The 23,479-nt window shown below is 41.7% G+C and carries 16 protein-coding genes; 9 read left to right on the top strand and 7 right to left on the bottom strand.

Features of this window, described 5'->3' with window-relative positions:
• Positions 1–22: 22 nt before the first annotated feature.
• Positions 23–1,126, bottom strand: coding sequence for a PstS family phosphate ABC transporter substrate-binding protein (locus tag CAL7507_RS27725; protein WP_015131803.1), 1,104 nt, complete (start codon positions 1,124–1,126; stop codon positions 23–25).
• Positions 1,127–1,279: 153 nt separating this feature from the next.
• Here CAL7507_RS27725 and CAL7507_RS27730 point away from each other — a divergent pair, with 153 nt between their 5' ends.
• The gene (locus CAL7507_RS27730) at positions 1,280–2,569 is read left to right on the top strand and encodes a serine/threonine-protein kinase (RefSeq protein ID WP_015131804.1); all 1,290 of its coding nucleotides are present in this window, start codon (positions 1,280–1,282) and stop codon (positions 2,567–2,569) included.
• Between the two features lie 7 nt (positions 2,570–2,576).
• Here CAL7507_RS27730 and CAL7507_RS27735 read toward each other — a convergent pair whose 3' ends face one another.
• Both CAL7507_RS27735 and CAL7507_RS27740 read right to left on the bottom strand, forming a co-directional pair.
• Positions 2,577–2,759, bottom strand: coding sequence for a hypothetical protein (locus CAL7507_RS27735; RefSeq protein ID WP_015131805.1), 183 nt, complete (start codon positions 2,757–2,759; stop codon positions 2,577–2,579).
• Between the two features lie 252 nt (positions 2,760–3,011).
• Complete coding sequence (locus tag CAL7507_RS27740) at positions 3,012–3,881, bottom strand: fasciclin domain-containing protein (protein ID WP_015131806.1); 870 nt, start codon at positions 3,879–3,881, stop codon at positions 3,012–3,014.
• 775 nt (positions 3,882–4,656) lie between these two features.
• On the opposite strand from CAL7507_RS27740, the gene CAL7507_RS27745 reads away from it, so the two are divergent.
• The 7 genes from CAL7507_RS27745 (at position 4,657) to CAL7507_RS27775 (ending at position 17,344) form a co-directional block, all read left to right on the top strand.
• A complete protein-coding gene (locus CAL7507_RS27745) occupies positions 4,657–5,448 on the top strand; it encodes a glutathione S-transferase family protein (protein WP_015131807.1) in 792 nt (263 codons plus the stop codon).
• A gap of 248 nt (positions 5,449–5,696) precedes the next feature.
• Positions 5,697–7,430: an ATP-binding protein gene (locus tag CAL7507_RS27750; protein ID WP_015131808.1), complete on the top strand. Its 1,734-nt coding sequence runs from the start codon at positions 5,697–5,699 to the stop codon at positions 7,428–7,430.
• 593 nt (positions 7,431–8,023) lie between these two features.
• Positions 8,024–9,007: an RNA polymerase sigma factor, RpoD/SigA family gene (locus CAL7507_RS27755; protein WP_015131809.1), complete on the top strand. Its 984-nt coding sequence runs from the start codon at positions 8,024–8,026 to the stop codon at positions 9,005–9,007.
• Between the two features lie 617 nt (positions 9,008–9,624).
• The gene (locus CAL7507_RS27760; RefSeq protein ID WP_015131810.1) at positions 9,625–10,332 is read left to right on the top strand and encodes a hypothetical protein; all 708 of its coding nucleotides are present in this window, start codon (positions 9,625–9,627) and stop codon (positions 10,330–10,332) included.
• A 254-nt stretch (positions 10,333–10,586) separates the two neighbouring features.
• Entirely contained in the window at positions 10,587–11,225 is a 639-nt protein-coding gene (locus CAL7507_RS27765) for a DUF305 domain-containing protein (protein ID WP_015131811.1), read from the top strand.
• A gap of 206 nt (positions 11,226–11,431) precedes the next feature.
• A complete protein-coding gene (locus tag CAL7507_RS27770; protein ID WP_015131812.1) occupies positions 11,432–16,573 on the top strand; it encodes a caspase family protein in 5,142 nt (1,713 codons plus the stop codon).
• A 186-nt stretch (positions 16,574–16,759) separates the two neighbouring features.
• Positions 16,760–17,344, top strand: coding sequence for a hypothetical protein (locus tag CAL7507_RS27775; RefSeq protein ID WP_015131813.1), 585 nt, complete (start codon positions 16,760–16,762; stop codon positions 17,342–17,344).
• A 46-nt stretch (positions 17,345–17,390) separates the two neighbouring features.
• On the opposite strand, the gene CAL7507_RS27780 is transcribed toward CAL7507_RS27775, so the two are convergent.
• From CAL7507_RS27780 to CAL7507_RS27795, 4 genes are all read right to left on the bottom strand, one after another.
• Positions 17,391–18,458, bottom strand: coding sequence for an outer membrane beta-barrel protein (locus CAL7507_RS27780; protein WP_015131814.1), 1,068 nt, complete (start codon positions 18,456–18,458; stop codon positions 17,391–17,393).
• A gap of 17 nt (positions 18,459–18,475) precedes the next feature.
• The gene (locus tag CAL7507_RS27785; protein WP_015131815.1) at positions 18,476–19,519 is read right to left on the bottom strand and encodes a FecR domain-containing protein; all 1,044 of its coding nucleotides are present in this window, start codon (positions 19,517–19,519) and stop codon (positions 18,476–18,478) included.
• Between the two features lie 169 nt (positions 19,520–19,688).
• A complete protein-coding gene (trpC, locus tag CAL7507_RS27790; protein WP_015131816.1) occupies positions 19,689–20,561 on the bottom strand; it encodes an indole-3-glycerol phosphate synthase TrpC in 873 nt (290 codons plus the stop codon).
• Positions 20,562–20,701: 140 nt separating this feature from the next.
• Positions 20,702–20,980 carry a HetP family heterocyst commitment protein gene (locus CAL7507_RS27795; RefSeq protein WP_015131817.1) on the bottom strand — a complete coding sequence of 93 codons (279 nt, stop codon included), beginning with the start codon at positions 20,978–20,980 and terminating at the stop codon, positions 20,702–20,704.
• A 1,327-nt stretch (positions 20,981–22,307) separates the two neighbouring features.
• Here CAL7507_RS27795 and CAL7507_RS27800 point away from each other — a divergent pair.
• Complete coding sequence (locus CAL7507_RS27800) at positions 22,308–23,414, top strand: sensor histidine kinase KdpD (RefSeq protein ID WP_015131819.1); 1,107 nt, start codon at positions 22,308–22,310, stop codon at positions 23,412–23,414.
• The last annotated feature ends 65 nt before the right edge of the window (positions 23,415–23,479 follow it).

The raw sequence follows: 23,479 nt of genomic DNA on the forward strand, positions 1-23,479 counted from the left end.
TTGTTTTTCTGGTGGACTACCGTTAGTGCCTTGCTACTGACTCTTGACTCTTTTCTGGAACAAAACCAGCTTGTTCAATTGCCCTTTGCCCTTGGTCAGTCTGCAAAAATCTGGTGTAAGCTTCTCCAACTTGCTGTTCTCGTCCCTTGTTCTGCTTAATAATCACAAACAATTTAGTGGTAATCGGATAGCTACCATTCTTAATCGCTTCTGTGTTGAGTTGATTTCGCTTTTGTGGACACTGGTTTGGCGATACTAAAGGTTCACGGTATGGGAGAATTAGCTGACCAGAAGTGACACCCAGAGGTAGCGGTTTAACCAAACATTGATGCACTATTCCCCGCGCCGAAGCATAATACAGACCGCCAGGGGTTTGATTGACAAGGCGCAGTGCTTCTGTAGTGGAATAGACAAACTGCACTTGAGAACCTAGGGCTTGCTTGTCTAAAACTTGCTTTCCAGAAAGTAGTACTATGTCCGCGTTTTCTGGGGGCAAAGAGAAGGGAGTGATGGTCAAATCTGGACCACCAACTTGCTTCCAGTTAGTAATCTGCCCCAGATAGATTTGCTCTAACTGATCTATAGTTAACCCAGACACCTGAAGATTTGGATTGACTACTACTGCAACCCCATCAATGCCAACCTGATGTTGTCCCAGGGTGAAGCCTCGCTGTCGAGCTATATCGGATTCTGCTTGGGTGAGGGGACGGGAAGACGCAGTAAAATCCAATTTCCCGTTTAGTAACATGCTAATACCTGAGCCAGAACCAGGACTCATCCCATCAGGTGGATTTACATAGCGCAACTGTAGTTCCGGGCGCATAAACTGAATTTGAGAATCTACGAATTGCCTAATGGGTGCCCAGGCAGTGCTTCCACCATAGTTGAATGAACCGATAGGCACATCAGTAACAGTATTAAAGTTTGAAGCTGCCACGGCAGAAGCTTTGTCTGCTCCTTGATTCGACCCAGAAGACCCATCAACACCAATTTGTAGACGTGGTCTCAACCATAACCACAAACCGCCAATGATTGCAACTGTAACCAGTTCGCCAATCACCAGACCTCTGATCATCTGTAAGGCGTCTTGGCTAAGTGGAACGCTTTTTCTGCTATCATTAGTCATCTCACACTTCCTATAATGAAGTTTAGAAAAGACTTCCGGGTATTTACCACCAGTTTTATTAATTAGACACGATATATTAAATTCTAGTCGTAGTTAATTAAATAGATATTCTTAAGTAAGAGTACTTAATGCAGCCGCTAGGGACAATGTAACATGTTAATCAGCAAGTTACTAGGGGAGCGTTACCAAGTTGTTCAAGTTTTAAGTCAAGGTGCGTTTTGTCAAACCTACATGGTGAAAGACACAAACCTGGCTGATAGCCCTGTGTGCATCGTCAAACATTTCTTACCTAGCGATCGCTATTCTATTCCAGTAGAAATCCGCAGACGGCTATTTAAGAGAGAAGTAGCAGCTTTAGAAAAACTGAGCAATTATGACTTAGTGCCGCATCTTTTAGCTCATTTTGAAGATAATTTTGAGTTCTATCTGGTGCAGGAGTTTATTGAAGGACATCTCCTGGGCGCTGAACTATCGCCTGGTTACGGCTGGACTGAAAGCAAAGTTATTCAAATGCTACAAGAGGTTTTGGACATCCTGGATTTTGTTCACAGTCACGGATTAATCCATCGAGATGTCAAGCCGACGAATATTATTAGACGCAAGCAAGACAATCGGTTAGTACTGATTGATTTTGGTGCTGTCAAACCAATCTGGGATCAGTTAGTCGTAGATCAAACAAAGACTCCCATCTTGATTCCCACTGCACAACAGACTACTATTGCGATCGGGACACCGGGCTATATGCCTAATGAGCAACAACGAGGTAAGCCGCGTCTTAATAGTGACATATATGCGTTAGGGATGATTGGTATCCAAGCCCTAACAGGGGTACATCCAACGCATTTACCAGAAGATGCCAATACAGGTGACGTGATTTGGCAAGACCTCGCACAAGTTAGTACTGAACTGACTTCGGTGCTAAACAAAATGGTACACTACCACTTTCAAGATAGATATAAGTCAGCAAAAGAGGCACTCTTAGCACTAGAACCCCTAGCCCATCTCTACCCATCAAAACAAGAGTCAGCTGTTTCTCCATTATCAGTCAGCAAAATATTGGAGCCTCAACAGCCCTCACTAGGGCAGAACAATAACTCAGAACTGAGGTTAAGCGATGATAGAAGTGATACCACAATACCGGGAACGTTAATCTCACCAATACAGGAACCGATAGGTGGAAGGCTAAAGTCTCAAATCTCTTTGTCCGAACAAAAAATTCCTCAATTTTTGGCGAATCATGCATCAAAATCATTCTCAGATAACCAGACAAGTACTACTACTATTTCTATAGTTCCCCGCAAATCTGCTCTCATGATTGGCTTAGTAGCGGGTGTGTTTTCTGGGCTAGTTCTCATGCTTGTTAGCTATTGGTCTTTGCAGATAATTGCGCCCACACCTAAGATTGAAAATTGGCAACTTCAAATACCAAAAAAATCTCCTTAGCCTACGGTTATAGTTGCCTTTGTTCGTTGGGTGATGGTTGGGGCTGAGATTGAACACTATCTCTATGAATTAAAAACGCTACAATCCCAACTACAACTAAGTTAGTAATTAGCAGCCCAATAGCACTGTATATCCAAACTTTTTTCTTTGGTTGATCTGCCAATTCAGTTGGATTAGGTTCGTTGTGCATAGGTTTTTCCACGGCGGCCTAATCAATACCTTTTTATTTTATCGCTATTCTCAAGATAGATTCTCCGATGCCAAAGAATATTAACTAACTGTACTCATAACGCACTATTTTAGCTGTGTAAACAAAGCTCAAACTCTTCTACCTATTGCCGATTGCCTATAGCGGTTCTCGCTCGGATAAAACACAATTGAGGCGGGGAAACCCCGCCCCTACTTTGCGATTTTAAATCGTACTTAACTGATCTGAAAACCTCTACAAATCAGGAGGTAAAATTACTTGATCGATCGCATGGATAACTCCATTGCTACCTTGGATATCGGCCTGAGTCACTTTAGCTTCATTGACTGTCACACCAGCAGCAGGATCAACCTTAACGTTGATTGCACCGCCTTCAATGCTCTTAACTTCGCCAGATTTTAAATCCTTTGATAGTACCTTACCACTCACCACATGGTAGGTTAACAGCTTGACCAATACTTCTTTATTTTCTGGTTTCAACAAATCTCTCACAGCGTCTTTTGGCAATTTAGCAAACGCCGCATCAGTGGGTGCAAAAATGGTGAAGTTATCTTTTCCTTGCAGAGTTTCTGTCAATCCTGCAGCTTTCAACGCTTTTGCTAGTGTTGTAAAGGAAGCGTTGGACTCTGTTAGTGCTACCAAGTTTTTCCCTTGATTATCAGTTGTCCCTGCTGCTGGCTTAGTGTCAGTAGGTACAGTTGTCGAGGGTTTTACGTTTCGTGGTGTCCTGGGTGCAGTTTCAGGAGTAGTTGGGGTAGGTACAACTTCAGGAGTAGTTGGGGTAGGTGCAGCGCTACCACCACGGTTATAAGGAGGTTCGTTGAAAATACTTGGACGAGGATTGACTTTTTGCTTGGTCTGCTGTGCTACCAAATTTCTGCTGGGAATCGCGCCTTTTGCAGCTTCTGTTACAGGTTCAGTAGGTGCGTTTTGAGTATTGGACTCAATACGTTGACTGCGGCTATAAGGAGCCTCACTAAAAACGCTGGGGTGAGGATTTACTGCCTCTTTTGCTTCAGATGGTAAAGTAATCAGGAGACCAGCACTGGTTATTCCCACTATACCCGCCAAATTGGCTAGCAATTGGTTGTAATTCACATTCATAAATTTTGTTTGTTTTGATTTTGCACAGTTTACATAAAGACTTATAGCATTTTGCTAATGACAAAATCTAACTCCAGGAGCAAGAAATTTTTACGTAAACTATGCTGTGCTAAAAAATAGAATTTTCTTGAAATGCTGACAAACCATATTATAAAGTATTTTTCGGATCAAAGTAATATCCATTGAGTAATTTTGCTGTTAGTTCAAATTGGCTATTACGTTCATTAGGTTCTAAATTTTACCTTGTCCAATCCCAAAAATCTGCATAAGTAAGTTAATCAAAACGAGAGTTTTACCAATAGTAAACTAATATCTAACTATATCTCAATAACTCGTAAAAACGAAATTTAGCTGTAGTATTTTATACAGATAAGTGTATAGTACATAGTTATTAACTATGAAATTCCTAGACAAAATAAATATCCGTTTTGATAATGTTTTAAGTAATACCTGATTTGTTATAGGTTTTTATACTTTACTTTATAAGTAAATAAAAATCTATAAATTTCAGTAATTTCGGAAAAATAAGCAATAAAAGGTTAGGTTTATTTATAGTTACATACTAAGATAATTAAAATATTTGATGTATGAATTACCCGGAAATAATTTATTGGGGAGACTGGCTACTATGCCAATAAACCAGCGAGATTTTAACTCTGATGGTAATTAAATTGGTGATAAATTACTAGAATTTCTTGAATTCCCAGAAAAAATACTGAAACTGAAGATAGAATTATCGAGAGTTACTCAATTAACCAGTTATAAGGTGTGCGAGATGCTGGAATTATACCAATGGGAACTATCTCAATACTCGGAAAAAGTCCGGCTAATTCTGGATTATAAAGGATTGGAGTATCGCAAAATAGAGGTTACGCCAGGGATTGGACAGGTGGAACTGTTCCGGCTAACTGGTCAAAAGCAAGTACCAGTTTTAAAGGATGGCAATAGGTATATTGCAGATTCTACAGAAATCGCTAAGTATTTAGAATTGAATTATCCCGATCGCCCCCTGATACCGCAAGATCCCAAAAAACGGGGTTTAGCTTTATTGATGGAAGAATGGGCGGATGAGTCGATAGGTATTAAAGGTCGCAAAGCCCTATTTTCTGCAATAAGTCAAGATCAGAATTTCCGTAAGTCTTTATTACCTACTTCCACACCAGATATATTTAAGAATTTAGTGGAAGGAGTCCCCAGGGACTTTCTGACAATTTTGGGTTTTGGGGTGGGTTTTAGTCCAGATGTGATTAAATCAGCGATCGCTGACTTAAAACAAGACTTGGAAGCACTGACACTAATCTTGGCAGATAGTCCCTATTTGCTGGGCGATGAACCAAGTTTAGCTGACCTAGCAGTGGCAGGTTTATCGATATTACTGAAGTTTCCCGATGGCCCTTATTTAGATTTACCAGCCAGTCTCAGAGGTAAAGGCGTACCTTCCTTAGCAGATAATCCCGATTATGAACCATTCTTTATCTGGCGCGATCGCCTCTACGCCCAATTCCGCAAACCATTAATCCACACACCTCCATCTGGAAGTGCGCCTACTTCAATTCAGATTGAATAAATAAGTCAAGGGTCAAAGGTCAAGAGTCAAAGGTCAAATGTCTCATAACAATTTAAACTAAGATTTGGTCGCAATTTTTGAAGTCTACAATTAAAATTCAACATAAATGAATAGTCTTCATAAAATGCGTACACTAATAGGCAATGGGCATTCACTAATGACTCTTGACTCTTAACAAATGATAAATTCTGGACAACCATTTACTAATCACCCTTGACCCTTGACTCTTGACTCCTGACTCTTAAAAAATGACAAATTCGGGACAGCCATTAGGTTCAGTCATCCAAGGCTCTCTAACTGGGGGTCTAGAAGTAAGATTACACGCCGATATATCTGTTGAAGATATGCGGGTGGGTAAATTTCTAGTTGTGCAAGGGGTGCGATCGCGTTTTTTCTGTATGCTTACAGATGTGGCACTAGGCACTGCAAATGCTCGCATCATCGCCAATCCCCCCAATTGGGAAGACACTTTTTTACGAGAAGTTTTAGCTGGAAGTAGTACCTACGGCACCATCAACCTCGCACCGATGTTGATGTTCACACCTGAATCGGAAGAATCTTTTTCACCAACCAACGGTAAATCAGCAAATCCCTTCATCCCATCCATGACAGGTTTGGCATCATTTCAACCCCAAACCAGTACTACTATGGAATTGCTGCCGGTAAAAACGATTCCCAGCCACTTTAGCCAAGTTTATGAAGCGAGTGAAGAAGATTTTCGCCGCGTATTTGGTTGGGAAGATGACACCCAAAGAAAGAATTTTTCGATTGGCAAACCGCTAGATATGGATGTGCCGGTTTGCATTGATTTAGACCGCTTTGTGGAACGTAGTAACGGGGTGTTTGGCAAATCGGGAACCGGTAAATCCTTTCTCACGCGGTTACTTTTAGCGGGGATAGTCCGCAAAAACGCGGCGGTAAACTTGATTTTTGATATGCACTCTGAGTATGGCTGGCAAGCTGTCTGCGAAGGTAAGCAATATAGTACAGTTAAAGGTTTAAAGCAGCTATTCCCCGGTAAAGTGGAAGTCTACACCCTCGACCCAGAATCGACAAAGCGTCGGGGAGTCAGGGATGCACAAGAACTTTATTTGAGTTATGAGCAAATTGAAGTCGAAGATGTCAAGTTATGCTCTCGTGACTTAGGACTGTCGGAAGCCGCCTTAGATAACGCCAATATTTTATATGCAGAATTTGGCAAGGCTTGGATTTTGCAGTTGTTGAATATGACGAACGAGGAAATAAAACTGTTTTGTGAGGAAAAGCGCGGACACCAAGGCTCGATTATGTCGTTGCAGCGCAAACTCCTGCGGCTAGATAATTTGAAATATATGCGGGCTGCTTGTCCCCAGAATTATATTCATCAAATCTTGCGATCGCTCGAAGCTGGGAAAAATGTTGTGGTTGAGTTCGGTTCCCAGTCAGATATGCTATCATATATGTTGGTGACAAATATGATCACCAGAAGGATTCACAGCCACTATGTCAACAAAGCAGAGAGATTTTTGCACAGTGGCAATGCTAGCGATCGCCCCACGCAATTAGTAATTACAATTGAAGAAGCGCACCGATTCCTAGATCCGGCGATCGTCCAAAGCACAATCTTCGGCACAATTGCGCGGGAGATGCGAAAATACTTCGTCACCCTTTTGGTGGTTGATCAACGCCCATCGGGGATAGATAATGAAGTCATGTCCCAGATTGGTACTCGGATTACAGCTTTGCTCAACGACGAAAAAGACATTGATGCAATTTTCACGGGTGTTTCTGGTGCTGGTAGCTTGCGATCGGTGTTAGCCAAATTAGACTCCAAACAACAAGCCATGATTCTAGGTCATGCTGTGCCGATGCCAGTCGTAGTCCGTACCCGTCCCTACGATGCTACCTTCTACACAGAAATTGGCGACCCAGCCTGGGAGGAAAAGCCAGATGCAGAAATATTCGCCGCCGCTGAACTAGCCAAAGCCGATTTGGGATTTTAGGGAGTCAAGGGTCAGGAGTCAAGAGTCAAGAGTTGTTACCCATTACTCATTCCTCATTACCCAATCCCCAGTCCCCAGTTCCCAATCCCCAATCCCCAATCCCCAGTTTCGTACCTTCCCCCCACAACAGCAACCAATCAGTTCGGTTATCTCGCTACTTACAGGCAACTGAAGAGGAGATTTTAGCGTCACTATAGATATAGTAAGCACTCTAAGGGAAGTTAAAGAAACTTTTTTGTCAAACAGACAATTTTGCCTTATAATCGAAAGATTTATCTAGGCTGCTTTACCATCCGTTAGTTTTGTCGTACTATAAAAGTAAGTAAAACTCATATCGACTTCGTATTTTTCAGGTCGCTGCTAGTGGCACAGTAAAAAAAATCTCGAAAACAACCTAAAAGTGCTTATATAGAGATGCCAAAAACTAGGGAGGATAGGGGAACCTATCTCAGGGATGCACCGTCTTATCAACGGCTGTATGAATTGAATGCTTATGGTAGCTCCCGATGTTCTGTAATATATGTACTGATTTTCCCCATCCACCCTAGTTATTAAAGATTCATTGTGTTTACGGAGTAGAGGACAACGCACCAATGCCTACTGTTAACACCCAAACCGAAAACCTGAACACCAAATTCACAGCTGATATGGTGAGAACCTATCTGCGGGAAATTGGTCGTGTGCCATTGCTAACCCGTGAGCAGGAGATTATTTTTGGCAAGCAGGTGCAGCAGATGATGACACTACTGGACGCTAAAGAAGATTTAGCGAAAAAACTGCACCGAGAACCTAGTTTAGAAGAATGGGCGAATCTAGTTCACCAACCGGAAACAGAGGTGAAACAGACAGTCGCCCAAGGTAAGCGGGCCAAGCAAAAAATGATTGAAGCGAATCTACGCTTGGTAGTTGCTATTGCAAAAAAATACCAAAAGCGCAACATGGAGTTTCTGGATTTGATCCAGGAAGGCACACTAGGATTAGAGCGGGGTGTGGAGAAATTTGATCCCATGCGGGGTTATAAGTTTTCGACATACGCCTATTGGTGGATTCGCCAAGCGATCACCAGAGCGATCGCCCAACAAGGCCGCACCATCCGTTTACCTATTCACATTACTGAGAAGCTGAACAAAATCAAGAAAGTGCAGCGCGAGTTGGCGCAAAAATTAGGGCGATCGCCAACTCCTGCAGAAATTGCCAAAGAACTAGAGCTAGAACCTGCTCAGATTCGCGAGTATCTGAATATGGCGCGTCAACCAGTTTCTTTGGATGTGCGAGTCGGCGATAACCAAGATACTGAATTGCAAGAAATGCTGGAAGATGACGGCCCATCACCAGAGTATTACACCACCCAAGAATTCTTGCGCCAAGACTTAAACACCTTGTTAGCAGAACTAACCCCCCAACAGCGAGAAGTTGTAGCCCTACGCTTTGGGTTAGAGGATGGTAACGAAATGTCTTTGGCTAAAGTAGGCGAGCGGTTGAATCTCAGCCGCGAACGTGTCCGCCAGTTAGAGCATCAAGCTCTGGCTCATCTGCGCCGCCGTCGCGCCAATGTCAAAGAATATGTAGCAAGTTAACTGTTAACAGATTTAAGTAATTTTGCAGCAACGCCTCCTGGATTTAGGGGGCGTTTTTTATGATTTGTCATTTGTCATTAGCTATTTCTCCCGGTTGGTGAGCGCAGCCGAACCACATCTCCCCCAATCCCCAGTCCCTGCTCACTGAGCGGCTCGCCTTGACTTGTACCGAGCGGAGCCGAGGTAGCGTAGCCGTACTGCGAAGCAGAACCCGCAGGGTAAGGAGCCGAAGTGCAATCCCCAATCCCCAATTCCCAAATTTCCGGAATCGAGAGATTTGCTGCTGTAGTTCACTATGTAGCAAAAAATGAGCGCCCGACGGGGAAAAATGAAGATTGTTTAAAGTAAAAAATGTCACAAATGAATAGTTTTTCATTTTATTGTCCCCAATTTAGGCATCATCCTATCGGATGAATCTACTGGGTGAAGCAGAAAAAGCTTAAAGAAAGGTAATCTCAAGATTATCTGCAAAATTAAATAAAAAATTCGGTTTTCAATAGTTTTATTCCCCGGACAATATAGATCAGACCTTTGACGGAGCCTTGATTTATAAAGATTCAGTTAAGTTGCTAGTAAGTCGCTGAGAGAGTAGTTAATTTTTTAACAGGAGAGGTCAGGTGCTTAACAACATTTTTCGGTTCAATTCCCTTCAGAAGCTGAGTATTCCCGTTGTTGGCTTACTTCTTACCCTTGGTATCGTAGGCGAACAGACTAGACCGGTTCTCAGCGAACAGATAGAAAAAGTACCGACATCTACTGCACTAGTTCAGAATTATCAAGATAACTCCGGAACTACTCTTTTGACGCGGCTAAGAGAAGTCCGAACCCAGAGGAATCAACGGTGGGTGGCTTCCCAAGAAACAAGACCTAAAACTACAATAGTGGCGATCGCTAATCAAAAATCTGCGAAAGAAACAGCAACTGCGCCTAGAGCCAATTTTCCCAAACAAGATGGGGTTTATCTCTATGGTCAATCGCTACAACCAAACCAGTTGGGACAAGGATACATCGTATTCGAGAAACGGCAAGATACGGTGAAGGGTGCATTGTATATGCCCAGTTCTGAGTTTAGTTGTTTTCAGGGCACACTCGACAAGTCAGGAGAGTTGGCGATGACGGTTATGGGTTCACCTGATGAAGGTGGATTGACGCAGGTTGCTACCAGTAATAGATTGCCTAGAATTAACGACGATGAGGCAACTAACTATGCTTACTCGGTAGCATTGCAAGATTATCATCAGCTAAAGTCCATCAGCGCTAATGACCGCCGGATTTTGCAAATGTGTAATCAACCTGCTGAGGAATATCGCAAGTTGGTTAAATGAAGAATTTCCCAACCATAAGTAATTTCTAGAAAGTGCGGTGTTCCACTGCACTTTTTTAGTCACAAGAATGTACAACCAAAGTACAACTCATACCAATTCAAATATTTTTTGCGATACATGGATTGTCTTGAAGTCTGGGGAAATCCTGCCCCTAGGATTTATCGAAAAAAATAAAAAACGCCATATACCTGATTTGACTCTCTAGCCGGGTGGAGACTTTAAAATGCTATTGGCAAAATATTGAGAATATAACAATGCGACTCTCTACATTGAAAAACAGTTTTTTGACATTTACCTTAGTAGCGATCGCTTCTTGTTCTACAGCTACTTCTCAAAACCAAACCCAAGTACCAAACCCTCATGGTGGTGGGATGAACCACAGCATGGCGATGGACTTAGGGCCGGCTGATGCTAACTATGATTTGCGGTTCATTGATGGGATGATTCCCCACCATCAGGGTGCAATAGTCATGGCCAAGGAAGCACAACAAAAATCTCAACGCCCAGAAATCAAAAAGCTAGCAGACGAAATTATCAAAGCACAGAACCAAGAAATTAGCCAGATGAAACAGTGGCGAACAGCTTGGTATCCCAAAGCAGGCGATAAACCAATGGCTTATGATGCCAAAATGGGTCACATGATGGAGATGTCATCTGAGCAAATGCAAGCCATGATGATGAACATGAACTTGGGTGCTGCTGATCAAGATTTTGACTTGCGGTTTATCAATGCAATGATTCCTCACCATGAAGCCGCTGTGATTATGGCTAAAGATGCTGTGCAAAAGTCTCAGCGTGCTGAAATTAAGAACTTGGCTCAAGCAATTATCAAAGCACAAGATACTGAAATTAACCAAATGAAACAGTGGCGAAAAGCTTGGTATAACAAGTAGAAAAAAGAAATCGATATCATCCTGACATATTTAGGCGATCGCTTGCATAATCTCTGCCAACTCCACCTAATATCATCTAAGTAGGTTGGTGCAATTAAAGACAACTGGCGATGTCTGTCATTTGTCAATAGGCAATAGGCAATAGGCAATAAGAAGTCAAGGGTCATTTATTCTTTCTCCCCCAGTCCCCAGTCCCCAGTCCCAAAATGTGTCCACGCGGCGTTACTACCAGTCGTTCAACTCCTGCTAAACAAACAATTGTCCCTAAATTGTGGTTATTACTGGTGGGAGTCAACCAATACCAAGATGAACAACTTCCATCTCTACGTTATTCCGCAGTTGATTGTCAGGTATTATCTGAAGCTTTAGTAATGGCCACAAAAGAGCAATTTCCTCAAAAAGAAATAAAAATTTATCACGATTTTGCAACTCAATTGCCATTGTTAGCGACTGTAAAAGAAAGTTTACAGCAAATCGCTGCTGATGCTCAACCAATTGACACAGTTATATTTTATTTTTCCGGTCATGGAATGCTCCAGCCAAGCACTCAGCAAGCATTTTTGTGTTTGGCTGATACTCAAAAAGATAACTTAGATGAAACTGGTTTAGCTGTCAATGAACTATTAGGAAAGTTAGGTAAAAGTGGGGCCCAAAATCAGGTGGTATGGTTGGATGCCTGTCATAGTGGTGGAATGACACTCAGGGGAACAACGGCAGAACCTTTATTAAATCCCACGCCGCAATTGGTGGAAGTATTGCAGCGTAGTGCAGCTAAAGGTAAGGGATTTTATGCTTTACTTTCTTGTGATGTCAATCAGCTATCTTGGGAGTTTCCAGAATTAGGGCATGGGGTATTCACTTATTATTTAATGCGGGGTTTACAAGGTGATGCGGCAGATGCTCAAGGGGTAATTTTTGCGGATGGACTTTATCGCTATGTCTATCATCAAACGTTGCAATATATTGATAAAACTAATCAACAATTACGACTGATTAATCAACAGAAACGCGGTAAGGGAGACACACAACTTTTTGGTGAATACCCGCTACAAACTCCGAAGCGGATTGTCGAAGGAGTGGGAGAATTAATTCTTGGTTCTATCCCCGCAGTTACGGAATCACAGCCTCCCAGAACAGCATTGGTAATTGAGGGATTTAGTGGTTCACAGGCGACGCTGGATTTTAGTCAAGAGTTGGTTGATGCTGGCGTTTTTGAGTTAGATTATTTGCCTCGTCCTGGTCAAACAACTGCTCAAGATGTACGTGCAGCAATTCAAGCATGTTTGCATTCACCAATACAACAAAACTACAGAGGTGAAGAACCGGGAACTGTTTTGTTATATCTTCGCGGAAGACTTGAAGAAACTCCCACAGGGGAAGCAGCTTTATTAATATCAGAAGATATCTGGCTGAGTCGTTCTTGGTTAAGACAACAGTTACGCCGTTCTCAAATTGCTCAACAAATTATTATTTTAGATTTTCCAGTTGTTGCTACTGCTGTTTCTTCCCTCAAAGATTGGGTTGAGGAGTTACAACTCGACTCAGAAAAAGCACAATGTATCATTGCTGCAACTTCTCCAAAAAACAATTCCGAATTATTTGCCGAAACGCTGATTAATACTCTCAAATCTGCTGCTAAACCTGCTGGTTTATCTGTTGCTGGTTGGATTACCCAATTACAAGTCCAATTTGCAGCCCAGATGCAACTCCATTTTTGGCTATCGGGTACACAAGGGGTGATTGAAATTATCCCTACAACTACTGGCGCTCGCAGTCACCACAAAGCTACAGCATTAGATTTAAGAATTTGTCCTTACCGGGGATTAAGGGCTTTCCAAGAAGAAGATGCTCAATATTTTTATGGTCGAGAACCTTTAACTCAGCATCTAATTAGCCAGCTAGCGCATAAATCATTTCTCGCTGTGGTGGGTGCTTCTGGTAGCGGTAAATCTTCGGTTGTGCAAGCGGGATTAATTGCTCAATTGCGCGCCGGTAAACAACTACCCGGTAGTGATTCGTGGTTGATTAAAAGCTTGCGTCCTGGCGCACGTCCTTTGGAAGCGTTAGCAAGGCGATTGGTAGGGGGTAGGGGGCACGCTTCGGAGGGGGCTGGGGGAGAAACTTCCCCATCCCCCCACCTTGTCTTAGAGGGGATGCTCTACCAGGGAGTGGAGGGCTTTGTCTACTGGTTGCGTAGCCGTCCTGAGCCGATGGTGGTTTTGGTGGTAGACCAGTTTGAGGAATTGTTTACCCTTGCACCCAATGAAGATAGACAGCGGTTTTTAGAACTGGTGCTGGGTGCGGTGGAGTATGCGCCTGATAGGTTTAAGTTGGTGATTACTTTGCGGGCTGATTTTATCGCTTCCTGTTTGGAAGTACCAGCACTGGCTATGTTGTTACAGCAGTCAAGTGTGCTGGTTCCTCCGAGTCTGACTGATAGTGATTACCGCCGCGTGATTGTTAACCCGGCGGAACAGGTGCGGTTACAGGTGGAACCGGAATTGGTGGAGGTTCTGGTACAGGAGTTAAATCACTCGGCGGGAGATTTACCGTTATTGGAATTTGTCTTAGAACAGTTGTGGGAATTTCGTCATGAGGGTGAGCTAACCTTAGCGGCTTATCAGCAACAGGTAGGTGGTATTAAAGGTGCGTTAGAACGTAAGGCGCAGGCGGTTTATGAAAGTTTAGATAGCCAAGCTCAAGAATGTGCTAGGTGGATTTTTCTCTCGCTGACACAGTTAGGTGAGGGGACGGAAGATACTCGGCGGCGGGTTTTGAAATCTGAGTTGGTGGTGCAAAAATATCCTACTGAGTTGGTGGAAAGAACACTGCAAGCTTTAACCTCGGCTAAGTTAATCGTGGTTAATCTAGAAGACGAAACTGCGAGTAGTAAAGGAAAAACAATTAATCTCCCCCCTTCCCCTTCCCCGGTGACAATTGAAGTGGCTCACGAAATTTTGATTCGTCACTGGTCAACTTTGCGCTGGTGGTTGGAGGAGAATCGTAGTAGATTGCGATCGCAGCGTCAAATTGAACAATCGGCGGCTTTGTGGAAACATAACGATGAGCTAGCTGATTTTTTGTTACAAGGTGTCCGTCTAGCTGAGGCGGAAGAAATCTACGTCAAATATACTGATGAATTATCTCAAGATGTCCAACTTTTCATTGCTGCTTGTTTAGCCGCTAGACAACAACAACAATTTGAGCAAAAAAAGCGCCTCCGACAAGCTCAAAGGGCTGTGGCAATTATGAGTGTGTTGGGAATTGCTGCCAGTGTTTTCGGCGGTTTGGCTTATTTGCAAAAACAAGCAGCCCAATTAAGAGAAATTTCGGCTTTAAATGCTTCATCGGAAGCTTTGTTGTTATCGCATCAGCCATTAGAAGCGTTAATTGCTAGTGTGAAAGCTGGACGAGAACTCAAGCGGGTTGTTGCACCCAACAAAGATATTCAATTAGCAACTGTGGCGACTCTCCAACAAGCTGTTAGTCAATCTCCAGAAATTAACCGCTTGCAAGGACATGGTCAACAAGTTAATGCTGTTAGTTTTAGTCCTGATGGTAAGTTTATCGCTTCTGCTAGTGATGATCAGACTATTAAAATCTGGAATTTACAGGGGAAATTAATCACAACTATCACGGGTTATCAAAGTAGGATTACCACTATTAGTTTTAGTCCGGATAGTCAATTTATTGTTTCTGGTAGTACAGATAAAACTGTCAAGGTTTATGATATTAATGGTAAGCTAATTCAAACCTTCACCGGACACAATAATATTGTCACTGATGTAGCTTTTAGCCCAGATGGTAAAATTATTGCTTCAGCAAGCCGAGATAAAACTATCAAGTTATGGCGGATTGATGGTAGTTTAATTAAAAGCTGGAATGCCCATAATGGCTGGGTAAATACCATTGCATTTAGTCCTGATGGTCAAATCCTGGCTTCTGGTGGTGAAGATAATTTAGTCAAGCTTTGGCAGACTGTAGATAGTAAGTTAATTAAAGCTATTGCGGGACATAAGGAACGTGTCACCTGCATTAAATTTAGCCCAAATGGTCAAATGATAGCTACAGCTAGCGGTGATAGAACTATGAAGATTTGGCATCGCCAAGGCAAGTTTTTACAAACTATTGAAGGTAGTGCAAATCAAATTAACAGTATTAGCTTTAGTCCTGATGGCAAATTATTAGCTGATGCTGATGCTGATGGAATAGTGAAAATCTGGAGCTTGAAACATCAAGCGAAAATAGAATATGCTCTCAAACAAACTTTGTTGGGACATGGGGCACAAGTTACTGATGTTAGTTTTAGCGCAGATGGTAAAATTGTCGCGTCGGCTAGTGCTGATAAAACTGTAAGACTTTGGCAATTAAATAATATATCAAAACCTCAATATGAGGGTAGCTTTTATGGTGTGAGTTTTCATCCCAAACGCCAGATTTTTGCTGCGGCTGGTTGGGACGGAAATATCAATATTTGGCGCAAAAATGATGCTGTCACTCAGTCTTTATTTAAAACTATATTAGGAAATAGACGGATAATTTTTGCTTTAGATTTTAGTCCTAATGGTAAAACTATCGCGGCGGCGAGTGATGATAAAACTATTAAGTTATGGTATGTAGCAAATGGTTCTCTCATGCAAATACTCACAGGCCATACTGAGCGTGTCACAAGTGTTAGTTTTAGTCCTGATGGTCAGATGCTGGCTTCTGGTAGTGCGGATAAAACTATTAAGTTATGGCGCCTTGCTGATGGTAAATTGTTACAAACTTTTAAAGGAGATACCGAGGAAATTACCAGTGTCAATTTTAGTCCTGATGGACAGATGCTGGCTTCTGGAAGTTACGACAATACTGTGAAACTGTGGAGACTTGATGGTAGCCTGGTGAGGAGTTTACCTGGTCATGGATTAGCGATCGCATCTGTAAAGTTCAGTCCAGATGGTAAAATTCTGGCATCTGCCAGTATGGATAATACTATCAAGCTTTGGCAGGTAGCAGACGGGACTTTAATCAATACCCTCGCCGGACATACTAACGGTGTGACTAGTCTGAGTTTTCTTCCAGATAGTCAAATTCTGGCTTCTGGTAGCGCTGACGGTACTATTAAGCTGTGGAATATCAACGATGGAACTCTACTAAAAACGCTTTTGGGACATCCTGGTAAGGTGAATAGTCTCAGTTTTAGTCCCGATGGCAAGGTTTTGATTAGTGGGAGTGAGGATGCTGGGGTAATGCTGTGGGATTTGGATTTGGATAATCTCCGTTTACGTGGATGCTCCCAAATTACAGATTACCTGACAAATAATGGCAATGTCAATCAGAGCGATCGCCATCTTTGTCAGCAATAATTGTCTCACGCAACAGTTTAAAAGCTGAGAAGGCACTTGAATTAAAAGTATTTGTAAATGTTCATCACAACTCAGAAAGAGGAATTTAGTTATGCTTACATCAGCGCAGTGACATCTGTGTCAAAACATTTTCAGTGTTGATGCGTTAAAAACTCTTATGCAAAGAATTGCAGCAGGAGAAGCGATATGATAGTCAGCGTGCGCGACCCGAACATTCTCTCTAATCTAGACCCTCAGCAATTAATAAATTACCTAATCGCACGGGGATGGCAGCAGGAAAATCTAGGGGATAACGCGAATAATCAAGAGTCGGTTTGGATTTTGACTGCTAGTTCCGGTTCTGAATTTGATATTACTTTACCACTTAACTGCAAAACTCGGTCTTTTTCGCTGCGGATGGCTGAGATTTTAGAAACGTTGGAAAAAGCTGAAAGGCGTTCTCAACTTGATATCCTGAGTGATTTGGTTACATTTATTCCCAATGTAGAAATTCAAGGTATGGTAATTCGACTTGCAGAATCTCACCATACTTTTAATGTAATTCTTCTGGGATTTGTTGTGGGCAAGCCGCTAGAAATTCACACTCTTCTGAATTCAGAGGAGTATCAGTTGGCACGCATGGCTTACACCGAAAGGTTAGCTGTTGTTTGTACTGGGGATTTAATCAAACAAAACGGTAATTTTGTACTCTTAAAGCCTAGTGGATTTGCTTTGTATAATACTTTAAGCGATGCTACACCCCAGACTCCTTACTCCGCACTTAAAATTTAAGTTCTTTCTTGCTAATACACCATCCACCCAGCGCTCACGTCTGCGTTTAAAATAAGGGCACGTTTAATCCTATACTCACACCAACAGAAAAATTACTTAAGTCTACTGTGGCATCGGAGGAGGAGCCAAAGAGGTAAGATGCTGAACCACCAATGAATAAATCTGGATTAATGTTATAAATTGCTTCTAAACCTAATTGATTTTGTGTATCAAATCTATCTTGTTGGGTGAAGTCTTTAAAAGTTAGGCGATAATCTAATGCGCCTTGCAATTTGGGTGTGATGTCATAACGCAACCGCGCTCCTAAGGTGTTGGCGACGCGATTTTGGTCGCTGGGTGCAGCAAAGCTGGCGCGCAGTTCGTAGAATGAATCTAACCGGAGACGGGAGTTTAATTGATCCTGTCGTCCTACACTTAAGCGTACGGAATCATCTAATAATAAGCGATCGCCACTGCCATCTCGATAAAGTCTTTCCTGATACCACCCCAGTTGACCATACATTTCTTTTGTCAGTCGCTGCTGGACACCAACATTAAAGTTGAGGTAGTTATAATTAAAATCTCCTTTGTCGCCATACCTCACCAAACCCCCACCCGCAGCAGCTATCAACCGCGTGTCTTCTCCTAGTTTGGGTGTGGCTAATAAGGTGGCACTATTAATAAATAAGGTATCACTGGTTTGAGGAATTTCTAAACCCGTAATATTAGAACTTGTAAAAGCTGAGGAACGCAACAATAGCTGCACATCTGGCTGACGGCGCTGGGGTGGTTGTTGCACTGGACGGGAAGGGATAATTTTAATCTCACCCAATTCATTTTCCACATCTTGAGGATCAATTTGTTGACTTGTGTCGGCTGGGGGAAAATCTGTGGGATTAATTGGTTGAACTGGAGAACCGGGTACTTGAGCCACAACTGCACTCCCCCAGGATGTCTCGGAAATTACTTCTGGTGCTGCTATGGCTGAAATTGGTTTTTGGGAACCTGCTTCTGTGGGAGCTACTAAATTTTCTTCTATTAAAACTTCTGGGGTGGGACTAGCAGCTACACTGTGGTGTAAGTCCCAAGTTAACAAGGTAGCTAGAGAACAAAGCGCAATAGGATATACACGCATAATTGAATTTTAAATTGTTAATTAGGTTGTTGTGGTAAAACAACTGTCCCAGTCGGTGTTTGTGGCTGTGTTTGTTGCTGTGGCTGTGCTTGCGTTGTTGGTTGTGGTTGCGGTTCTTCTCTTCTGGGTGGAGTCACAACATTACGGTGGTCTTCAAAACTCCGGATTGGGTCATCAGAGTTAGTGGTGATACAGTTAGTTGATAGTGTACTAGCTCCACCCCGATCATTGAGATTACACAGTCCTTCAATCCATAATCTTTGAGTTTCTAATCCTGCGAGTGTTTCCTTTCTCACCTTATTCAGAACTAACTGCACATTGGCGGGTTCTTGAGATACTAGTGTTTCTTGTCCTGGCCCTAACCCAGCTGCGAGTTGACTTGTTTGATAAAATTTTTGCAGGTCAAAGTTCTGTACTGGCCCTATCACTCCGTTGGTGATTGTTACTGTTTCACCTGCTTTCAAAAATTGAAATTGGGTGCCGTCAAGATTCGATACTTTTACGGGCAAATTAGTTAAATTAAAGACTTGTCCTGTCTTGGTGATGCTGTTATATGCAACAGCCACAGCGCCATTTGTGTTATTTGGTGGTAATACTTTTTGATCTGGAGGGAGGGAGGCGATTACGTCAATGCGGCTTTGGGGGGTTTCAATTGTAGTTCCCGTGCTACCTGATGGTGTGAGAATTAAAGCGGTGCCATTTCTCAGTTCAAAGATGGTTTCTGCTTTAGAACCGCCACCTGGTAGTTCAAAGCGACGCAATCCAGGCTTAAAACGAAAGGTGGTGCTAGAGCCAATTCGGGACAGAGAACCTTCATTAAATAATAGTTCGGCTTGCGATCGCGTTTTTGTCTGTAGTTCATCTAGGGGAACTAACACATCTGCTTTTTTAGCAAGGCGTGGCGGCTTATCTCTCAGCAGCAGTTGCACTTGATTCAATAGCTTGTAAACTTCTGCACGTGTCAGTGAATCTTGCTGTGCTAAGGCTGGAGTTATCCAAGATACTGTGAGGATACTACCAACAATTATCCTTTGAAATAATGAGCGGAATCTCTGCTCCATTACACGTTACCTTGAGTAAAGACGTGAATTATACTGAAAATACTTGTTTTTATACTACAAATACCAATAGGATATTTCCGGATTTTTGCACAGATAAACACAAATAAACACAGATAAATATCTGTGTTCATCTGTGGTTTGTTCACTTTCTTCAGGCCAGTTGAAACTGTTAAATTCTCTTCCCAAACTCTCCAGAGGTAGGAGTATCACGTCTCAGGAGACGACGCACAGCCAGTTCGACGTTTTGCTGTTTCAGTAAAGAATCTCCAATCAGAACCGCATTTGCACCAAACTCAGCCATCAAAGATAAATCAGCAGGTGTATACAATCCCGATTCACTGACAACGATCGCACCTAGGTTTTGTAATTGCGTCAGCCTTGCTGCTAGCAGTTGTTGGGTGGTTTCGATATCTACGGTGAAATCTGCTAAGTTCAAGTTATTAATTGCAACTAAGCGGAGATCGTCAAGCCTGAGTGCGCGATCTAGTTCGGCTAGGGTATGCACTTCTACTAGGGCATTCATCCCCAAGTAGTGAATTACCCGCACAAAGTCCTGGAGTTCCCGATCAGATAGAATGGCTGCAATCAATAGTACTGCATCTGCACCTGATGTTCTTGCTAAATAAATTTGACAGGGGTCAATGATGAAATCTTTGCACAGTAGAGGTAATGGTACTCTGTGGCGGATTGCACGCAGATGATCGAAACTTCCCTGAAAGAACGTCGCTTCTGTAAGGACGGATATACAAGTTGCTCCACCACGTTCGTAAGCTTTGGCGATCGCTATTGGGTCAAAGTCTGTCCGAATAATGCCATGAATTGGTGATGCTTTCTTGATTTCTGCAATTAAGCTAGGCCGGTAAGGACTCTGCTGCAAAGCAGTGAAGAAGTCTCTCACTGTAGGAGATGCAGTTAATTGGCGTTGCAAAGAAGCTAAAGACATCTCTCGATGCAATTGTGCTACTTCTTGCTTTTTATGCCAAATAATCTCTTTGAGAATAGGTTGCAGATAAGTATTGGTGTTCGTAACTGGGTAAACCATAAGCTACTAGGAATAAAGAAATGGAATGAACTAGAAAGTATCAAATTTGCAGTTTGTAGCCTAACCTACGGCAATAAATATGCCAATTTTTCTCATGAGACTTGGTCAATTTATAACAATTGACCCAAGTTTTTGTGATTTCACAACCGAATTAAGTTAGATTTTATCTCCAAAACTTTTAAAGTCTCACTATCGCTTTGATTGGGTTTGGATCTATCACCCAGGTAGTTGTTTTTCAGCAATCTGATATAAGTACGGTAAGGTATATAATCTATAGGGTTATAGCCAGCAAAGCGCAGAATTAAAACACATGCCCAGGAATATTTACCCGATATAATCGCTTTCACAATCTGTTCTATTTGTTCAGTACTAATTTTTTTACCCATCTGAGTGTTAAAACCAGTGATTTTTTGAGTCATGGCATTCGCTCTTTGGTGTAAATTCAAATCAGATTATTGATTATCTAGCTAATTCTTTCAGAAAACAAACTACTTTAATATAGAGGTTTGATTTGATATTTTTGAATTATAATCGCCTGCACCCGGCTAAATTTTTGAAGTAAACATAAAATATACAAGGTTAATCACTCCTCTTTATTAAGATTAATTAATGTAAAGTTGTCACACTATAAAATATTTGGAATAAAGTTTGTGTGGTGTTTACGTGTAAACAAAAAATAACTGAGTGAGATTAACTAGAGAATATTGATTTCTGAAATATACGTAGGTCACCGTATCATGGTTTTGTAAGGCATAACCCTATCTACTACAGCTACTTAGATTTTTTTCATAATCAAATCGGATTCCTATATTTGTTTAGATATCTAGTTAAATTCGGAGTGCAGAAGCAGCTTCTTCGTTAAGACTACTCAATGTTATACAACTAATGTATGCACAATTTTTTGATAGACCTATCTGTTTTTTCGCTCTTGGAATTTTATTTGTTCTTATTACCATATTTAGGTTATTTAGGACTGAAGGGGCTTCCTCCCTAAAATTGTGTGTTTTTGAGACTGCATTCATCATCTATCGTTTTTGAGGAAATCAGGAATTGCTTGCAATCACCAGTCTTAGGTTCTCCGGAAACACTTTAAGTACTCGATGTTTGAGATGATTTGTATTCATCAACACTTAGCTTCTTAACATTTTTTCTTTCTTTCGAGAGATACCTGAGCAATACACACGTAATTACTTGGCTAAAATTTATTCCTTATGGCAGATGAACTGGTATATTATTCTATAGTTAAATCCCTGAGAGAGTAAGTCAATAAAAGTAACATATATAAGCAAAATTTGCTTATTCAGGTTAGGACTATCCAGATAAATGCGTCTAAATCCGAATTGACAAAAAGATATAAGGGTAAATCATTTTCGTTACTTCTAGTTTCCGCTAACTTGTTATGTTGTGGAACAGAATCTGTAAGGAGTGAGTCAATTGATTCAAAAATGTAATAGGTATAACTTATGTAAAAGACAAAATATTGAGTAAGCGACTGTGTATATTTCATCGTGTAGACCGTTCACTGCTGACTATCAACCGTCAACAAAAAATCTGTAAATATTTCTTTGCGTAAACAAAATAAAATATTCCGTTTTTGCTGATAAAATCACAATTAATTAATATTTTTGGCTTTCTGATTTGATTTCTTTGTGAAAACCTTATAGCGCTATAAAAATTTTAGGAAGTTGTAATTATCAGCTTATCTATGGTTATAGTGCAGACTTATTCAAAGGAGGGAATAGGGATATGAATTCTGGCGAACTTGCGTTAGTTCAATCCAACTCTCAATTGGGTCTACAGCCAGAAGCCGAGTTACAATTCGCTGATTTTCTGATCAATCAAGCTATGGATAGTGCCTTTTGTTTAGGAGCAAAGGCGCAGTTTCTCTACGTCAACAATGCGACTTGTCGCATGAGTGAGTATTCCCGTGAGGAATTACTGGCGATGACATTGCGCGACATAGATATTGATTTCTCCCTACATGAATGGTCAGAGAAATGGCGACATCTTACGGCTAAAGGCTCCGTCAGCTTTAAATCTCGTTATCGCACAAAGAGGGGTCGTATATGTTTGGTGGAAATCTCCATCACCTATCTACAACAACAAGGTAGAGAGTTTGGTTGTGCTTTTGCTCGTCAGGAGAGTGATGACGTAATAGATTTGAGCTTAGTACACGCCGAAAAAAAAGTTCACTTTTTGGCGATGGCAAGCCATCAGTTCCGGACACCTTTGAATGTGGTTTCGTTCTCTAATAGTTTACTTAAGCGACATCTCGACGAATGGACAGGGGAAAAAATCCGGTCATTGCTGGCTCGTATTGAAACATCAGTCGGACAAATCAACCAGTTGTTGGATGATATACTGTTTCTTGCTAAGGCAGAAGCAGCCAAACTCAATTTTGAGCCAAAACGACTTGATTTAGTGCAATTTTGCCATGAGTTAGTGGCACAAATGCAGATGAGTGATAGTCAAAACCGCATTAATTTTGTTACTCAAGCTAACTGCTGCAATGTCTGTATGGATGAAAGACTGTTAGAGGTTATTCTGAAGAAGTTGCTGGACAATGCAATTAAATATTCCCCCAGTTGCAGTCCGGTTGATTTAAAACTCTCTTGTGAGAATGAGCGGGTAATTTTCCAAATTCAAAACCAGGGGATTGGCATTTCTCCAACAGATAGACAGCAGCTATTTGACCCATTTTATCGGGGTAGTAAGACTAATAATATCGTCGGTAATGGATTAGGGCTATCGATTGTCAAAGCTCTTGTGGATTTACATAACGGTAAAATTGCTGTGGACAGTGAAGTTGATTTAGGTACTACTGTTACTGTCATACTGCCATTGGTCAACTGAAGTCTGAAGTTACTTTACCGATTCACGAAATGCCTGATACATTTGACCGCTTGTAAATGTCTACC

The sequence above is a fragment of the Calothrix sp. PCC 7507 genome, assembly GCF_000316575.1.
Lineage (GTDB): Bacteria > Cyanobacteriota > Cyanobacteriia > Cyanobacteriales > Nostocaceae > Fortiea.

What these genes read in the sequence shown, in the direction of transcription:
- CAL7507_RS27800 (WP_015131819.1), top strand. Translation starts at nt 22,308, where the DNA reads ATGAATTCTGGCGAACTTGCGTTAGTTCAATCCAACTCTCAATTGGGT.
- CAL7507_RS27725 (WP_015131803.1), bottom strand. Translation starts at nt 1,126, where the DNA reads ATGACTAATGATAGCAGAAAAAGCGTTCCACTTAGCCAAGACGCCTTA.
- CAL7507_RS27745 (WP_015131807.1), top strand. Translation starts at nt 4,657, where the DNA reads ATGCTGGAATTATACCAATGGGAACTATCTCAATACTCGGAAAAAGTC.
- CAL7507_RS27770 (WP_015131812.1), top strand. Translation starts at nt 11,432, where the DNA reads ATGTGTCCACGCGGCGTTACTACCAGTCGTTCAACTCCTGCTAAACAA.
- CAL7507_RS27740 (WP_015131806.1), bottom strand. Translation starts at nt 3,881, where the DNA reads ATGAATGTGAATTACAACCAATTGCTAGCCAATTTGGCGGGTATAGTG.
- CAL7507_RS27780 (WP_015131814.1), bottom strand. Translation starts at nt 18,458, where the DNA reads ATGCGTGTATATCCTATTGCGCTTTGTTCTCTAGCTACCTTGTTAACT.
- trpC (WP_015131816.1), bottom strand. Translation starts at nt 20,561, where the DNA reads ATGGTTTACCCAGTTACGAACACCAATACTTATCTGCAACCTATTCTC.
- CAL7507_RS27755 (WP_015131809.1), top strand. Translation starts at nt 8,024, where the DNA reads ATGCCTACTGTTAACACCCAAACCGAAAACCTGAACACCAAATTCACA.
- CAL7507_RS27730 (WP_015131804.1), top strand. Translation starts at nt 1,280, where the DNA reads ATGTTAATCAGCAAGTTACTAGGGGAGCGTTACCAAGTTGTTCAAGTT.
- CAL7507_RS27795 (WP_015131817.1), bottom strand. Translation starts at nt 20,980, where the DNA reads ATGACTCAAAAAATCACTGGTTTTAACACTCAGATGGGTAAAAAAATT.
- CAL7507_RS27785 (WP_015131815.1), bottom strand. Translation starts at nt 19,519, where the DNA reads ATGGAGCAGAGATTCCGCTCATTATTTCAAAGGATAATTGTTGGTAGT.
- CAL7507_RS27735 (WP_015131805.1), bottom strand. Translation starts at nt 2,759, where the DNA reads ATGCACAACGAACCTAATCCAACTGAATTGGCAGATCAACCAAAGAAA.
- CAL7507_RS27775 (WP_015131813.1), top strand. Translation starts at nt 16,760, where the DNA reads ATGATAGTCAGCGTGCGCGACCCGAACATTCTCTCTAATCTAGACCCT.
- CAL7507_RS27750 (WP_015131808.1), top strand. Translation starts at nt 5,697, where the DNA reads ATGACAAATTCGGGACAGCCATTAGGTTCAGTCATCCAAGGCTCTCTA.
- CAL7507_RS27765 (WP_015131811.1), top strand. Translation starts at nt 10,587, where the DNA reads ATGCGACTCTCTACATTGAAAAACAGTTTTTTGACATTTACCTTAGTA.